This is a genomic window from Luteimonas viscosa, assembly GCF_008244685.1.
Classification (GTDB): Bacteria; Pseudomonadota; Gammaproteobacteria; order Xanthomonadales; family Xanthomonadaceae; genus Luteimonas; species Luteimonas viscosa.
Genome location: NZ_VTFT01000001.1, coordinates 937,236 through 953,910 on the forward strand (window position 1 = coordinate 937,236; position 16,675 = coordinate 953,910).

The 16,675-nt window shown below is 68.6% G+C and carries 11 protein-coding genes and 1 pseudogene; 3 read left to right on the forward strand and 9 right to left on the reverse strand.

The window, feature by feature from the left end; translation table 11 throughout:
* Positions 1–10: 10 nt before the first annotated feature.
* The 3 genes from FZO89_RS04295 to FZO89_RS18740 form a co-directional block, all read right to left on the reverse strand.
* Positions 11–532: a hypothetical protein gene (locus tag FZO89_RS04295; RefSeq protein ID WP_149102094.1), complete on the reverse strand. Its 522-nt coding sequence runs from the start codon at positions 530–532 to the stop codon at positions 11–13.
* A gap of 119 nt (positions 533–651) precedes the next feature.
* Positions 652–1,152, reverse strand: coding sequence for a hypothetical protein (locus tag FZO89_RS04300; protein WP_149102095.1), 501 nt, complete (start codon positions 1,150–1,152; stop codon positions 652–654).
* Between the two features lie 275 nt (positions 1,153–1,427).
* Entirely contained in the window at positions 1,428–1,748 is a 321-nt protein-coding gene (locus tag FZO89_RS18740) for a hypothetical protein (RefSeq protein ID WP_149102096.1), read from the reverse strand.
* A 265-nt stretch (positions 1,749–2,013) separates the two neighbouring features.
* Between FZO89_RS18740 and FZO89_RS04310 the strand changes: the two genes are divergently transcribed.
* The 3 genes from FZO89_RS04310 to FZO89_RS04320 all read left to right on the forward strand — a co-directional run bounded on the left by FZO89_RS04310 (position 2,014) and on the right by FZO89_RS04320 (position 6,734).
* Complete coding sequence (locus FZO89_RS04310) at positions 2,014–4,830, forward strand: PAS domain-containing hybrid sensor histidine kinase/response regulator (RefSeq protein WP_262378520.1); 2,817 nt, start codon at positions 2,014–2,016, stop codon at positions 4,828–4,830.
* A 334-nt stretch (positions 4,831–5,164) separates the two neighbouring features.
* The gene (locus tag FZO89_RS04315; protein ID WP_262378521.1) at positions 5,165–5,518 is read left to right on the forward strand and encodes a response regulator; all 354 of its coding nucleotides are present in this window, start codon (positions 5,165–5,167) and stop codon (positions 5,516–5,518) included.
* A gap of 418 nt (positions 5,519–5,936) precedes the next feature.
* The gene (locus FZO89_RS04320; RefSeq protein WP_149102098.1) at positions 5,937–6,734 is read left to right on the forward strand and encodes an alpha/beta fold hydrolase; all 798 of its coding nucleotides are present in this window, start codon (positions 5,937–5,939) and stop codon (positions 6,732–6,734) included.
* Positions 6,735–7,635: 901 nt separating this feature from the next.
* Here FZO89_RS04320 and FZO89_RS04325 read toward each other — a convergent pair.
* The 6 genes and pseudogenes from FZO89_RS04325 to FZO89_RS04350 form a co-directional block, all read right to left on the reverse strand.
* On the reverse strand, positions 7,636–8,526 hold the full coding sequence (locus tag FZO89_RS04325) for a ribonuclease H-like domain-containing protein (RefSeq protein WP_262378522.1): 891 nt from the start codon (positions 8,524–8,526) through the stop codon (positions 7,636–7,638).
* A 206-nt stretch (positions 8,527–8,732) separates the two neighbouring features.
* Positions 8,733–11,075: pseudogene (locus tag FZO89_RS04330) on the reverse strand (DEAD/DEAH box helicase); the annotation flags it as partial.
* Between the two features lie 387 nt (positions 11,076–11,462).
* Positions 11,463–13,469 carry a BCCT family transporter gene (locus FZO89_RS04335; protein WP_149102101.1) on the reverse strand — a complete coding sequence of 669 codons (2,007 nt, stop codon included), beginning with the start codon at positions 13,467–13,469 and terminating at the stop codon, positions 11,463–11,465.
* An 870-nt stretch (positions 13,470–14,339) separates the two neighbouring features.
* A complete protein-coding gene (locus FZO89_RS04340; RefSeq protein ID WP_187471039.1) occupies positions 14,340–15,665 on the reverse strand; it encodes an HNH endonuclease in 1,326 nt (441 codons plus the stop codon).
* Positions 15,666–15,873: 208 nt separating this feature from the next.
* Entirely contained in the window at positions 15,874–16,170 is a 297-nt protein-coding gene (locus tag FZO89_RS04345) for a type II toxin-antitoxin system RelE/ParE family toxin (RefSeq protein WP_149102103.1), read from the reverse strand.
* 1 nt (position 16,171) lies between these two features.
* On the reverse strand, positions 16,172–16,456 hold the full coding sequence (locus tag FZO89_RS04350; RefSeq protein WP_149102104.1) for a type II toxin -antitoxin system TacA 1-like antitoxin: 285 nt from the start codon (positions 16,454–16,456) through the stop codon (positions 16,172–16,174).
* Positions 16,457–16,675 lie beyond the last annotated feature (219 nt).

Sequence of the window (16,675 nt, forward strand, 5' to 3'; positions counted from 1 at the left end):
GTGTCTCCCCTTACTCGCACTTCCTGTATTGCCGGGCCTGCGTGCCATCTGTCACGACAAGGCTATCGCCAGCGAGGACGAAGATCCGCACCTGCTCCGTGACCTGGCTGCCGAGATACGTTTCGGTCGACACAATGCGCCACGCAGTCGGCGCATCCGAAATCTGTTCGATTCGAACAGGCATATCGAAATGTTCGTACCCATGAAGCATGCCGGCCTCGATCCGGATGGGCGAATCGCTGTCTTCGTTCACTGGCAACCGGCACGGCCGGGGACCGAGATCCCAGATACCGAAGAGCTGGGGAGGGAAACCGGGAGCCAGGCCGACGCCATCGCTTGCGGCCGGTCCGGACATTGCGATGTCCGCCGAATGGCGCGGATCCCGCGAAGCAGGGGCAGCATTCGCTGCTTGGGGTGGGGTCGCCGCCGCGCTAGTGGCCGCAAGCGTTGCGACCCCATCGCCGAGACCCGACGACGCGCCATTCGCACAGCCTGACGGCATCAGCATCCCGACCAGCAGCGCCAAGGTCATGCAAGGACGGTCCATCGTCACTCTCCTCCGTTGCTGCGATCCATGCTAGGCGCCCCGGGGCAGGATGTCATCCCTTTGCCGTTGGGACAGGACATCCGCACGGATTCGGCCGGCATTTCCTAGCCACATCGGACGTAGACAACCTCCCGGTCGCCCGTACCGATGAGCAGCCTCTCACCCTCGAGCTCGAAGACCACATCTTCCCGACCTTCGTACTCACCGGTTCCGGGGCTGAAGGCCGATGTAATGCGCCACGTTGGGGGGCGATCCACCACGACCTCCACGCCGAGCGCCCTGCTGGTGTTCTCGTACTGCGCCAGCACGTCGGCGCTGATAGACAGGAAGCTCTCGCCGTCGTAGTTGATCGGGCAGCCTGCATCCTGCTCTGTCCATTCCCCGCGGATCGCCTCGGGATACTCCGCCCACACGTGCGTATCGGCGAGCGGACCGGCATCGTCGACAGGAGTGCCGGCTGGAGTCGCGGACGCTGTGGAAGACGCGGGGACCGCGGCGGCGTCGCGATCTGCTCCATCCTGAGCCGGAGCCGCTGGCCCGGTGCACCCAGACGCCAGAAAAACTGCCAGGAAGAGTCCTGTCCGGTAAGCAGCCATCGTCTTCATCCCTGAGCCGAATCGCAACTGTGATGCGATCCTGCCCCTGTCAGGGACGGCCGTCAATCAGGTCTGGGGTCGCCGGCACTTCCCGCCGCTCGGACACTGCCATGCCAATCGCATGCAGGCCTGCTTGTGCTGCGGAATCCGGCAGCGGGCCTGCGCAATCCGGCTGGCGACACTTGAACACTCGCTGCGCGCCGGTGCGTGGCACGTCAGGTCAGGTGGGTGTTCCGCCTCGACCACCCATAGCGATCTCCCCTGCTCGAAAGAACACCCAGCCCTCAGCCGCGCAACTTCAGCGTCGGATGCTCGTCCAGGGTGCCGTCTTCGCGGATCACCACGTGGCGGGTCTCGTCCTTGTCGAACAGCACCGGGATCGGGGCCTGGAACAGGGGGCGGCGGACGAAGGCCAGGCGCCAGCGGAAGATTTCCATGGCTTCGAGCGTGGTCAGTTGCGCGGGCGTCAGGCCGTCGCGCAGCGCGACCGGATCGCACGCCGGGGCACGCTTGCGGCGCTCGGGGGTGCGGGTGGGCGCGGAGGACGCGGTCGACGACCAGGGGCCGGCGACGACGGTGTTGGCGCGTTGTTGGCTGCGTTGCATCAACGGGACTCCAGGACGGTCCATGCAGGGCGGGACACTGCATACACGCCCGAGGAAGGACGTGTACGCGTCCACCGCCATGCAAGGGCCGTGCCGGAAACCCACAGCCAGCGCCCGAGCTGCGGCGACCCGGCCGGATTCCTTCACGTCGCGGGAGAAGCAAGGGGGAAAGCCGCTGGTCTAGACTGCCCGCATCGCCACGCCCCGCAGCAGGTCCGTCGCCGCATCGCGACACGGCACGTGGCCCTTCCCAAGCGAGGACGCCGTGCCCCCATCGCACGACAGCGACAGCGAGACACACGCCACCCGCGACGCCGAGCGCGTGCAGATGGCGATGGCGGCCGGCGCGATCGTCGGCACCTGGTTCTGGGACGTGGCCCGCGACCGCCTGAGCGTCGACGAAGCGCTGGCCCACGCCTTCGGTCTCGACCCCGCGCTGCCGCGCGAGAACCTGCGGCTGGAACAGGTCGTCCACACCGTCCACCCCGACGACCAGGCGGAACTGGCCGAGGCGATCCGCGCGGCGCTCGCGCGCGGTGGACGCTACGTGCACCAGTACCGCGCCCGGGGCGCGGACGGCGGGTACCGCTGGCTGGAGGCGGTCGGCCGGGTCGACCTCGATGCCGGGGGCCGCGCCGTGCGCTTCCCCGGCGTGCTGATCGACATCGGCGAGCGCCGCCGGCTCGAAGCCGAGCGCGACCAGGCCCGCAGCCTGCTCGACTCCTTCATCGAGGCGGTACCGGGCGTGGTCTACGCCAAGGACCGCCAGGGCCGGCTGCTGATCGGCAACCGCGGCACCACCGAACTCATCGGCCGGCCGCCGGAGGCCTACATCGGCCGCACCGATGCCGAAGTGCTGTCGGACCCGGTGCAGGCGGCCGCGGTGATGGCCGCCGACGCGCGGGTGATGGACAGCGGCCAGGCCGAACAGCTGGAAGAAGCGGTGAACTTCCCCGACGGGCGCCGCGCCTGGTGGCTCTCGACCAAGGCGCCGCTGCGCGACGAAGCCGGCGCCGTGGTCGGCCTGGTGGGCACCTCGCTCGACATCACCGCGCGCAGGACCGCCGAACAGGGCCACCGCGAGATCGAGGAGCGCTACCGCCTCGCGGCGCAGGCCACCAACGACGCCATCTGGGACTGGCGCATGGCCGACGGCCACGTGATCTGGAACGAGGCGCTGCGCACGCTGTTCGGCCACGACATCGCGCAGACCAGCGCGCACTGGTGGCTCGAGCACATCCATCCCGGGGACCGCGCGCGCATCGACGCGGAGATCCACGCCGTGATCGACGGCGGCGGCAGCGCCTGGACCGGCGAATACCGCTTCCGCCGCGCCGACGGCAGCTACGCCTCGGTGTTCGACCGCGGCACCGTGCTGCGCGATGCGGGCGGCGCACCGGTGCGCATGATCGGCGCGATGCTCGACCTGAGCGCACGCAGGCAGGCCGAGGCCGTGCTGGCCGAACGCGAGGAACGACTGCGCCTGGCCACCGACGCCGGCGATCTGGGCTTCTGGGACGTCGACCTGGTGCACGACCAGTTGGTCTGGCCGGCGCGCACCAAGGCCATGTTCGGCATCCCGGCCGACGTGCCGGTGTCGATGCGCGACTTCTACGAAGGCCTGCACCCGGACGACCGCGAAGCGACCAGCGCCGCCTTCGCCGCCGCCGCCGATCCGGCGCGGCGCGCGCTGTACGACGTCGAATACCGCACCGTCGGCAAGGAGGACGGCATCGTGCGCTGGGTCGCCGCCAAGGGCCGCGGCCTGTTCGAGGACGACCGCTGCGTGCGCGTGGTCGGGGTGGCGATGGACATCACCCGGCGCAAGGCGGACGAGGCGCGGCTGAAGGAACTCAACGAACGGCTCGAAGCGCGCGTGGCCGAGGAAGTGGCCAGCCGCCTGCAGGTGGAGGAAGCCCTGCGCCAGGCGCAGAAGATGGAGGCGGTGGGCCAGCTGACAGGCGGCATCGCCCACGACTTCAACAACATGCTGGCCACCGTGATCGGCCCGCTGGACGTGCTGGCGACGCGCCTGGGCGACAGCGATCCGCGCACCAGGCGCTACATCGAACTGGCCCTGGACGGCGCGCTGCGCGCCGCGCAGCTCACCCAGCGCCTGCTCGCGTTCTCGCGCCAGCAGCCGCTGCAGCCGGTGGCGCTGGATCCCAACCGGCTGGTGGCGGGCATGTCCGGCCTGCTGGCGCATTCGCTGGGCAGCAGCGTGCGCCTGGAGACGGTGCTGGCCGGCGGCATCTGGTGGATCCATGCCGACGAGAACCAGCTCGAGAACGTGATCCTCAACCTCGCCGTCAACGCGCGCGACGCCATGCCCGATGGCGGACGGCTCACCGTCGAGACCGCCAACTGCGACCTCGACCATCGCTACGCCGCCGACAACGCCGGCGTGCAGGCCGGCCAGTACGTGCTGATCGCCGTGACCGACACCGGCGCCGGCATGACGCCCGAAGTGATGGCCAAGGCCTTCGATCCGTTCTTCACCACCAAGCAGGTCGGCCGCGGCACCGGGCTGGGACTCTCGCAGGTGTACGGCTTCGTCAAGCAGTCCGCCGGCCACGTCAAGATCTATTCCGAACTGGGCCAGGGCACCACGGTGAAGGTGTACCTGCCGCGGCTGTTGCGGCGTCCGCAGCAGCAGGACGCGAACCCCGCGCGCGCGGCGTCGGCGCTTCCGCTCGGCGAGGCGCGCGAGGTGGTGCTGGTGGTGGAGGACGAACCGGCCGTGCGCGAGTTCTCGGTGCAGGTGCTGGAGGACCTGGGCTACCGGGTGCTGGAGGCCGGCGGCGCCGAGGCCGCGCTGCGACTGCTCGATGCGCACCCGGAGATCACCCTGCTGTTCACCGACGTGGTGATGCCCGGCCTCAACGGACGCCAGCTCGCCGACCGCGCGCGCGAAACGCGGCCCGACCTCAAGGTGCTGTTCACCACCGGATACAGCCGCAACGCCGTGGTCCACAACGGCGTGCTCGACCCCGGCGTGCACCTGATCGGCAAGCCGTTCACCGCCGAAGAGCTGGCCCAGCGCGTGCGCGCGGTGATCGACGGGCTGGCGCCGCTGCGGTAGGGGCGTGGCGGGGTGCGTGGGGCGGGCGGCTGGCGAGGGGGCGAGGGTCCCGGGTGCGCTGCGCTTACCCGGGCTACGCAGGAAGGCACCGCCGGCGCACCGACCGGCCCCCGTAGCCCGGGTAAGCGCAGCGCACCCGGGAACCAGCGTGGCCGCACGGGCGCATCGTGCCTGCCCTCTCCGCCCGGGAGTGCGACGCCCTCCCTGCCCGGCCTGCGTCGACGGACCCGTCACATCGACGTGCGGGATCATGCACCCCCCGCGGGTGCATGCCGGGGAGCGTCGCCCCTCCCGGGCACGGCGGCCGCACCCGCCTCCTGCACGGGACGACACGATGCGCAACCAGGCAGTGCTGTTGGTCGACGACGAGTCCGCCATCGTGGAACTGGTCGGCGGCGAACTCGAGGACCTCGGCTACCACGTGGTCACCGCGCGCAACGGCGTCGAAGCCCTGGACCACCTCGCGACCGACCGGGTGTTCGACGTCATCGTCAGCGACGTGAGCATGCCCGACGGCGTGTCCGGCGTGGACGTGGCACGGCGCGCGCGCGAACTGCAGCCGCAGGCCCGCGTGATCCTCTCTTCCGGCCGCCCGAGGGCGCAGCTGCCGGACATCCCCGAGGCGACGGATTTCCTGCCGAAACCCTACCGGCTGTCGCAGCTGCTGCAGCTGCTGAAGTCCGCGTAGCAGGCCTCGAGGCCGACCTCCTCCCGTCACCCGCAGGCACGCCGGGCCCGCGTGCATGGGCCACGCGGCGTTGCGCCGCGGCGCCGCCGACCCGCCGCTCGCGCCCGTTCACGACCCGCGCGCGGTGAACGACTCGCGGCGGTCCGGCGGCGTATCGGCCGTCGGGCTGCTTGGGGTCCCGCACCTCCCGGCCGGCGCACCGGAAAACCCCGCCGGCGCCCCCGCGACGGCCTGTCCGCACACGCCCCCCGCCGGCAAGGTCCTGATGCGCCAACAGCTGCCCGCGCCTCGCAACCGATACGTCAGATCAAATTTTCCGGACGAACCGTGATTCGTCGTCCCGCTCACGCCGGCAGAGTGTCCCTCACCAGCCGGCGCCCTTCGCCCGGCGGCCACCACCACCACCGAGGACACCGCCATGACCCGCATCTTCCCCACCCTCCTGGCCGCCGCCATGGCCACCACCCTCGGCGCGCAGGCGCAGGCCGCCGCACCCGCGGCCGGTGCGGACGCCGAACCCGTGCGCAACATCGTGCTGGTGCACGGCGCCTTCGCCGACGGCTCCGGCTGGCGCGGCGTGTACGACGACCTCAGCGCCCGCGGCTACCGCGTGAGCATCGTGCAGAACCCGCTCACCTCGCTGGCCGACGACGTCGCCGCCACCCGCCGCGTGCTCGACCGCCAGGACGGTCCCGCGATCCTCGTCGGCCATTCATGGGGCGGCACCGTGATCACCGAGGCCGGCGTGCACGACAAGGTCGCGGGCCTGGTCTACGTGTCGGCGCTCGCCCCCGACGCGGGCGAGACCACCGCGCAGCAGTACCAGGGCTTCGCCGCCACGCCCGAGTTCGTGATCGACGTGCACCCCGACGGCATCGGCTACCTCAACGGAGAGAAGTTCAAGGCCGGCTTCGCCCACGACGCCAGCGACAAGGACGCCGCCTTCCTGCGCGATTCGCAGGTGCCGATCACCATGGCCGAATTCGAAACCCCCGTGCAGCACGCCGCGTGGCGCAGCAAGCCCAGCTGGGCGGTGATCGCCACCGAAGACAAGGCCTTCGACCAGGCGATGCTGGTGCACATGGCGCAGCGCATCGGCGCGCAGATCAGCTACGTCAAGGCGAGCCACGCGTTGTACTTCACCCAGCCCGGGGCGGTGGCGGAGGTGATCGACACGGCGGCGAAGGCCGCAGCGACCACGCTGACCAGCAAGTAAGCCAGCCCCCACCGCCCGCCGGCGCCCCCTTCCACCCGTAAAGGGCGCAATGCCTCGCGAAGCGGGGGAAGGAACAGCACGCTTTCGCAACGTCGAGCACCTTCCTCCCGCTTCGCGGGAGCTATCCCTTCTCCCGTTTCACGGGAGAAGGTGCCCCGAAGGGGCGGATGAGGGCAGCGACGTGGCGCCGGACAGGGCCCCCTTCCGCCTTCACCTTCCACCAGTGAAGGGCGCAATGCCCCGCGAAGCGGGCAGAAGGTGCAGCTTCACCTTCGCGGCATCGAGCAGCTGCCCTTCTCCCGCTTTGCGGGAGAAGGTGCCCCGAAGGGGCGGATGAGGGCAGTGACGTGGCGCCGGACAGCGCCCCCATCCGCCTTCGGCACCTTCCACCCGTGAAGGGCGCAATGCCCCGCCAAGCGGGGGAAGGAACAGCGCACCTTCGCGGCATTGGCCACCTTCTGTCCTTCCCCCGCGAAGCGGGGAGAAGGTGCAGCGTCACCTTCGCGGCGTGGAGCGCCTTTCCCTTCTCCCGCTTGTGGGAGAAGGTGCCCCGAAGGGGCGGATGAGGGCAGTGACGCGGCGCCGGACAGCACCCCCATCCGCCTTCGGCACCTTCCACCCGTGAAGGGCGCAATGCCCCGCGAAGCGGGGGAAGGAACAGCATCAGCTTCGCGACGTGGGGCGCCTCACGTTGTCCATCCCCCGCGCAGCGGAGAAGGACTCCGGAATGGCAGACTGGGCTTGCATTTCTCCTGTCAGGGATTGCCGGCTTCGCCGTTGCGAAGCTCTTCTCATTGTTCGGGATGACGAACCGGGCTTCCGGCATTCCCCTGGCCGAGATTCCTCACTGCGTTCGGAATGACAGGTCGGTCTTCTTCAGCATCCCCATGCTCGTTTCCCCTCAGCCCGGCTGCGATGCAAGCTGCGCCTGCGCGTGGAAATGCACCAGCAGTCCGGACAGGCTGCGCAGGTCCTGGGCGTTGTGGTCGCCGACCCGTCGCAGCTTGTCGGCGCTGCCGCCTCGCAGGTAGTTCAACCAGGCCGCGGGAGCTTCCGATCCGGGCAGGTCGTCTTCGCGCACCACGCCGAGCAGTTGCCGCTCCACCGTGGCCAGGCGGCAGTTCTCCCAGACGCCGCGGTAGCGTCGGCGCACCGGATGCAGCAGGTCGATGTGGTCGCGCCCGAACACCGGATCGGCGAGCCGCGCCAGGGTGTAGCGCGTACTCAGCAGCGGGCGGTCGTAACACTTGCCGTTGTAGGACAACAACACCGTGCGCGGTTCCAGCCAGCGCGCGAACTCCTGGAGCATCGCCTGCTCGGCGCCCATCGTGGTCATCAGCAACTGGCGGATGCGCAGGCCGCCGTCGCGCCAGTCGCCGGCGCCGATCATGAAGGCGCGCGTGCCGGTGCCACCCGCGAGGCCCGTGGTTTCGGTGTCGAAGGCGAGGATGCGGTGGGTCTCGATCCCGTCGTGATCGAACGCGGTGAGGTTGAGCGCCGTCAGGTCCAGGCGCTCGGGCAGGCGTTCGAACGGCACCCACTTCTCGATGTAGCGCAGGCCCGGCGCGAGTTCGATGCCCTCCAGGCTGCGGTCGAAACTGCGCACCGGCGGCAGCGCGCGCGGGCGCAGGCCGAGCAGTTTGCGCAGTTGCGCCACCTGTTCGTCGGCAGTCTTCCCGCGTAGCGCAGCCGGCAGCGACACCTGATCACCAGCCGTCTGCCCGCGCAGCGCACCGTGCGGCGCGACCCGCTCACCAATCGCGTTCCCGCGCAGCGCATTGAGCGGCGCCATCCGCTCGCCAGTCGTCTCACCGCGAAGCGTATCGGGCGGCATCATCCGCTCGAGGGTCGTCGTCCGCCGCGGCAATGCGGGCCGAGCCAACGATCCGTCAGTAGTCGTACCGCGCGGTGACGCGGGCGGCGCAACGGGCGCCGCCGTGGGTGGGACCGCCCCGCCCGCCTGCTGCCGCAATCCCGCCAGGCGCTTGGCCAGCACGCTCAAGCCGCGTCTCCCAGCAGTTCGAGCACATGCACGCCCGCCGCCTTCACCGACTTCCCCGCCGCCTCGCTGCTGGCCAGGATCGGCCCCACGCACGCGGGACAGCCATGCGCGCAGGGACACGAACGGATCAAGCCCAGCGCCTGCTGGCGCAGATCTTCCCTGCGCTCGAACAGCGGCAGCGACAACCCCACGCCACCGGGATAGTTGTCGTAGAGGAACAGCGTGGGCGTGAATCCGCGCGCCGCCTCCACCATCGCCTCGCCGCTCTCGCCCGACCGGATCATTCCGCGCCCGGCCTGGTCGGCAGTGGCGAACCACGCACCATCGCCGCTGCCCACCGCCTTCTGCAGGTCGCGCCCTTCCGCCATCACGCAGACCATCGCCACCAGGTGCAGCGCATACGCCGCCGACAGGAAACCATCCAGCGCATCCTGCCGGCTGTCGAAACGCGCATCGAGCACACGCTGCGGCAGCTGCCACCAGCACGCGGTGGTGTGCAGCTCCTGATCCGGCAGCGTGACCGGCCCGTAGCCGATGTTCTCGTGGGTGTGGAAGCGGATCTTCTTGTAGCCCGACACCCGCCGCAGCACATGCACCTCACCATGATGCGCACTGCCCTGCCCGGCCGGCGCGCCGTCTGCCTCGTCCAGCACCTTGAGCTTGGTGTAGTCGATGGCATCGGTGTAGTAGTCCACGTTGGTCTGCTGCACGTAGGCCTTGCGCCCCTCCCAGTCGAGGCGCTCGACCTGGTAGGGCTCGGACTGCACCATGTGGATCGCGCCCTCGTACAGCGTGAGCGCCGCGGCCGAATAGTCGACCTCGGCGATGATGGTCTGGCGCCCGTTGGTGCGGTCGACCACCACGAAGTTGCCGTCGGCCACCGAGCGCAGGTTCACCGCCTGCGCGGGATAGCTGTCGGCGATCCACTCCCAGCGCTCGCCCTCCTGGTGCAGCACGCCGCTCTCCACCAGCACTTCGAGCCATGGGCCCGGATCCACCGGGCCGAACGCATCGCCGGCCAGGAACGGCAGCTCGAAGGCCGCGCAGCGGATGTGGTCCATCAGGATCAGCGGCTGGTCGGGCTGGATGCGCGCCTGCTCGGGCGTGGCGCTGGCGAAGAACTCCGGATGGCGCACCACGTACTGGTCCAGCGGCAGGCTGCTGGCCACCAGCACGCCGATCGACGGCTGCTGGCGCCGGCCCGCACGCCCGAAGCGCTGCCAGGTCTGCGCGATGGAGCCCGGATAGCCGTTGAGCACCACGACATCCAGGCTGCCGATGTCCACGCCCAGCTCCAGCGCGGAGGTGCTGACGATACCGTCGATGCGACCTGAGCGCATCTCGCGTTCCACCTCGCGCCGCTCGGTGGGCAGGTAGCCGCCGCGATAGGCGCGGATGCGTCGCGGCTTGCGCGGATCGTGGTCGAACACTTCCTTGAGGTACTTGGTGAGCACCTCGACCATCAGCCGCGACTGGCAGAAGACCATGGTTTTCAGGCCCGACTTGATCGCCATGCGCGCGATGCGGTTGGCCTGCGACCGCGCCGACGCGCGGATGCCGAGGTCCGCATTCACCACCGGCGGGTTCCACAGCAGGATGTGCTTGTCGCCGGTGGGCGCGCCGCTCTCGGTGATCGCCTCCACCGCGTCCTCGATCAGCGCACTGGCGTGCTGCGCGGCATTGCCGATCGTGGCCGAGCACAGCACGAACTGCGGCTGCACCCCGTAGAACGCGCACACGCGCTTGAGCCGACGGATCACGTTGGCCACGTGCGAGCCGAACACGCCGCGATAGGTGTGCACCTCGTCGATCACCACGTAGCGCAGGTTCTCGAAGAACTGCGCCCACTTGGTGTGGTGCGGCAGGATCGCCTGGTGCAGCATGTCCGGGTTGCTGACCACGATGTCGCCATTGAGGCGGATGGCCTGGCGCGCATCGCCGGGCGTGTCGCCATCGAAGGTCGCCGCACGCAGCCCCAGCGCGCCGGCGGCATTGAGTTCCAGCAGCTCGGCCACCTGGTCCTGCGCCAGCGCCTTGGTCGGGAACAGGTACAGCGCCTTCGCCCCCTGCTCCAGCGCCGCACTGACCACCGGCAGCGTGTAGCACAGCGACTTGCCCGACGCCGTGGGCGTGGCCACCACCACGTTCCGCCCCGCCCGCGCCGCCTCCCAGGCCTGCGCCTGGTGCGAATACAGCGAGCGGATGCCGCGCGCCTGCAGCGCCGCCTCGAGCGCGGGCGGCAGGTCCCGCGGCAGCGGCCGCAGGTCGGCCGCCTGGCCCGGGATGGTGAATTGCCCGGTGACCCGGTCGGCATAGCGATCGGCCAGGCGGCGCGCCAGCTGCCCACCGGACGGAACGGGCGCCGGCAGCGGCCTGGCGTGGAGGATGGCGTTCATGGGCCTGCCCTGGTTGGGCGGGCCAGTGTTGTGGCGGGCAGTCTCACCAGGTGAGCCTGGCCGGCAAACAACCACCACCGACGCACGTCCCCGCCGTAGCCCGGATAAGCGCAGCGCATCCGGGACCTTCCCCCCATGGCGCGAATCAGCGCTCCCTCATGACACCTTGCCCATCCCCCGGATGCGGCCTGCGGCCTTATCCGGGCTACGGCGCTCTTCCCCGTCAAACAAACCCCGCCGCGGGCGCAGCGCGTCGCACACACCAGGTTCCGCGAACCGCTGCCATCCGGCTGGCGTGTGCATTGCACGCGTGCAGCGGACGGCACCCTCTCAGCGCACCGCATCGAGAAAGTGGAGATGCCGCTCGTACTGGTCGAGCACGTCGTGCAGCAGTTCGTCGCGGCTCCAGCCCATCACGTCGTAGTCCTGGCCGCCTTCGCGCAGGTGCACTTCGGCCCTGAAGAACCTGTCCGCGTCGCTGGACGGACGGCGTGGATCGCGCAGCATGAACTCGGCCGGTTCGTAGGCCACCGGGCGCACGGAGTAGAAGAAGTCCATCTCCGCCCCGTGCCCCACCTCCAGCCAGGCGCGGCCGTCCTCGCCGCTCTCCACCCTGACCTCCAGGCCCTGCTGGCCCAGCTCGGCCGCCACGGCTTCGAGTGCCGGGCGCACCGTGCCTTCCAGGTAACGCAGTACCTCGCCGCGGGTCGGGCTCTGCATCAGCGCGCGGATGCGCACCTTCCAGTCGGCCGTCGCGTGGCCCGGCGCCGACACGCGTGCCGCGCGGATGCTCTGGCGCCTGGTCACGTCCAGCTGCATCGCGCGCAGCAGGCCCCAGGCCATCAGCAGCATGACGAAGGTGAAGGGAAACGCGCTGGCGATGGTGCCGGCCTGCAGCGCTTCCAGGCCACCGGCGATCAGCAGCGCGATCGCGATCGCGCCCACCATCAGCGCCCAGAAGATGCGCTGCCACACCGGCGATTCCTCCTCGCCCTTCGAGGAGAGCATGTCGATCACCAGCGCGCCCGAATCGGCCGAGGTCACGAAGAAGATCACCACCAGCAAAGTCGCGGCCGCCGAGGTCAGCATCGGCAGCGGATAGGCCTCCAGGAACTGGAACAGCGCCACCGAGGTGTCCGCGCGCACCGCCTCCACCAGCTCGGGCGCCGCCCCGGACATCACCTGGTACAGCGCGCTGTTGCCGTAGATCGTCATCCACAGGAAGGTGAAGCCCAGCGGCACCAGCAGCACGCCGACCACGAACTCGCGCACGGTGCGACCGCGCGAGATGCGCGCGATGAACATGCCCACGAACGGCGACCACGCGATCCACCAGCCCCAGTAGAACAGCGTCCAGCCGCCCAGCCAGCTGGTGGGCTCGTAGGCGTAGAGGTTGAACGTCATCGAGAACACGTTCGACACGTACATGCCGGTGTTCTGCACGAAGGCCTGCAGCAGGTGCACCGTGGGGCCCATCACCAGCACGAACGCGAGCAGCGACACCGCCAGCGCCATGTTGAACTCCGACAGCCGGCGCACGCCACGGTCGAGCCCGGTGAACACCGACACGGTGGCCACCAGCGTGATCGCCGCGATCAGCGCCACCTGCACGCCGACACCGACCGGCGCGTCGAACAGGTACCGCAGCCCCGAGTTGATCTGGATCACCCCCAGCCCCAGCGACGTGGCCAGGCCGAAGATGGTGCCCAGCACCGCGAAGGTGTCGACGGCATGGCCGATGGGGCCATGGATGCGCTCGCCGATCAGCGGATACAGCGACGAGCGGATGCGCAGCGGCAAGCCGTGCCGGTAGGCGAAGTAGGCCAGCGACAGCGCGACCACGGCGTAGATCGCCCAGGCATGGATGCCCCAGTGGAAGAAGGTGATGCGCATCGCCTGGCGCGCCGCGGCGACCGTGCCCGGATCGCCCACCGGCGGCTCGGCGAAATGCATGATCGGCTCGGCCACGCCGAAGAACATCAGGCCGATGCCCATGCCCGCGGCGAACAGCATCGCGAACCAGGTGGGATAGCTGTAGTCGGGCCGGCTGTGGTCCGGCCCCAGGCGGATCCGCCCCAGGCTGCTCACGCCGAGCCCCACGATGAACACCAGGAACCCCGCCACCACAAGGATGGTGAACCAGCCCGCGTCCTGCGCCACCCACGTCTTGGCGCGGCCGAACAGCACCGCCGACGCCTCGGGCGCCGCGAACGAGAGCGCCACCAGCAGCGCGATCAGCAGCGCCGTCGGGTAGAACACCGGGCCGAGGATGGCGGCGTGCCAGCGGCGTGCGGGCGGCTGGTCATCGGGCGACGGTGTGGGTTGCGGCTGCGTCATGTCGGGCTCCAGGTGGGTGGATGGGCGCGCCCCTGGCGCTCGCGGTCTGGATCGAGCACCGTCCAACCTGAAACCCCGCGTGCGACCGTCGCGTGAAGGACGTGGTGTTGCGCGGTGCACGATCGCGTCGACAGGTGATCCAGCTACCGCAGCGAAGGTATCCGCTTTCCCTTCCCCCGTTTCCACGGGGCATTGCGCCCTTCTCAGGTGGAAGGTGCCCCGAAGGGGTGGATGGGGGCGCTCTGCCCCGATCACTGTTGCGGTGACTGTCTCAGCAGCTGGAGCAAACTTCAAGTCATAACAGCTCGAACTCGATTACGTACCTCTCGCCGTCAACTTCCGAAACTCGCCCAATCAGGTCATCACGAACAGCGAACGTCTTTGGAATTTTGCTTCCATCTTCGCCCCGTTCGACCCGGGCCGGTTCGAGTGCTCGTGCGAGAACCAGGCGAACCCTGGCTCCCGTCTCATACGCGCGTATGACATTAGCTCGAAACTCCGAGTTGCCCGGCCCAGACCAACGGTCGAATCGATCGCCAAAGGCAAGTACACCGGGGGAGCGCTTACCGAGACTGTGATGCTGCCAGAGGCTGACCACGAGCGTAGTGTCGTCGACCCACGAACTGACAGACCAGTTGACGTTCTTGAGGGACGCTCCGTACCTGCGGAACGCTTCGGAGATGCCAATCTTCATATGTGCGCACCGCCATCGAATGCATACAGCCGACACTGGCCTTCAAGCACAGGATCTCCGCGAATCTGAGGCTGCCGTGGACATTGAACTTCAGAACACAGCCGCAAAGGAGCTTCGCGGGCCCCGGTTGACAGACGACACCTTGCCACGCGCACTCCCGCTAATGAAATCCAACATCAGCCCTGGAATACGTTCTCACGATGGAATCGCAGGTACTCCTTGAGGCGCGGTGAAGGCTTGCGAGTCAGGTTTGCAGGAATGGCCAGAGCCTCGCGCTCCGGGGCAGAGACGACATCAGCCACGATCATCCCGCCGTCGTCATCGAACCCGATCAAACCTGCATCAAACAGTGCGTCGAGATTGGCCGAAAGAATCAGGCCGTTGTGGGAATCCAACCGCTCCCGATTGTCCGACTTGCGCCACGGCTTGCAATGGGACGCCCGCAGTACGGCCGCGAGCCTGCATCCAGTGACCGCGCACGCATGTCCCCAGCGTCGCATGAGTTCCCTGCGGAACCTGCCCTGTCCCAACCTCGCATCGACCAGCGCCGTTCGCGTGGTCGCGGCAACCTCAGCGCGCTCAATGTCTCGAATATCCTCGCTCAATGCCACGCCGGACGTGTCAACCAGCCATAGCGCGTCGAGGGAGATGTGGTCGACGATCTCCATCCATAGCGAACCCTCGTGCTCGACGACTCCACCCAGCCTGAGGACGCGCTCACGATCGAACCCGAGGATGGTCCGTGCGTCCGTACTTTCCTTCTCGCACACCACCGCAAACGCGGCGTAGCCTGAGCGGACGAGATCCAGGTGGCGCTGACGCTCCTTCCAGCCGAGCCGGGTACTGGCATTCAAGAGCAGCACGCGAATCCATCGCCTGCCACCGCGCACAGCAATGTCCATGCTCCACAGACGAAGGAACACTCGTCTTGTGCGCTCGTCTACTGCCCCCCAGGACCAGCGCGAGTTCACAAAGGGAGCATGCAACACGTCGCGGAAAAATGCGTTGATCCCGGTGCTGCTTGTCGTGTCCCCTTCGCCAGCGTCAGAGCCGTCCTCACCGACCGCGCCCTCGTCGCGCTCGTCAGGTTCTACAGAAGAAAGGACCGGCCTGTTCGCACGCCCGTTCTCGGCTGGAGAGAATCGCTTGAAGTCGTAGTTGGAGCCGCGAAGGAGGCGCTCAGCTCGTTCAATCAGGTCGTCATCGAAATAAGGACGCCACTTGCTCTCGACAATGATCGCCTCGCAGGTCAGATCCAGGCGACCCAGCTCCCAGAGCTTCTGGAAGCCATCGGATGGAGTGCCACTGGCGAGGATGCGCTTGACGGTTTCGTACCCTCCATTGGCCTCGATCATTCCCTTGAACCGCGTCGGGTTGTACTTCAACGCCTCCGCCTGGCGGACTGCGGCGCGCAGATGCGCCGTGAACTCTTCATTCTGTCTCGCATCCATCCGCTTCCACCCCCCTCTGTACCGGCACTCGATGCCGCCTTTGGTCTTCATTGACCAATACTTCAGCAAGACTATCGCATCGAGCCGATTCCTACGGCGCTGGTAACCGCCAATTGCGCTGGCGAACCGCCGAATGCTGGCGGATGCGATCAACACGGCCGAGAATGTGTGGGCAGTACTCCGCAGAGGCGGCCGGGGCCGAACTGTCCGGGCGGCACGAGACCGATGCGCCATTTGGAGCCAGCATCCCCCCCCCCGCTCACGGGCGCGCGTAGCCGCCTTCGCGCTGCGCGCGGATCGCCAGCACAAGCGCAGTGTCGATCACCGACAGGTAGCGATACAGTGCAACGTAGCCCTGCGCATCGCGGCCGATCAGCAGCTCGCGCCGATCGTCACCTGCCGGGCGACCGATCAGCGGGTTGTCTGCAAGCACCTCCAAAGCGCTGACGATCTCGGCCACCCGGGCCTCGGCCGCTTCGACTTCGTGCTGATGGAGGTGATCAACGATCCTGTCCAGATCATCCAGTACGTCGGGCGCCAGCCGGACGAGCGCCACCTTATCGGGCCTGCTTCCTGGCCAACGGCCGCTTCGTGCCCTTCCCTGCGAGCCGCTGCATCAGCCAGGTGCGCGCCTCCTCCCAAGGGATGCTTTCCCCGGACTCGAGGAACTGCGCATAGCGCTGGTCCGCCACCGCGTGGAACTCGGCACGCTGCTCGGCCAGTGCGGCCTTCTCGGCGATGGCTTCCAGGATGAAGTTGTGCGAGGTGGTACCGGCCGCTTTCGCCGCCTGGGCGACGCGGGCCTTGAGGTCTTCGGGCAGGCGGATGGTGGTGGTGCTCATGGGAACTCCGACACGCTGCGTCCGGATCAATGTAGCACACATGTGTCACACCCAATCGGCCCCTCCCGCCTTCCCGTTTGACGGAAGGTGGCCGTCTTTCCCTTCCCCCATTCCACGGGGGAGGTGCCCCAAAGGGGCGGATGGGGGCGCTCTCTCCGCGCCACCCAATTCCCTACCCCCAAAACCAAAAAGCCCCGCCGACGCGGGGCCCCCACAGCC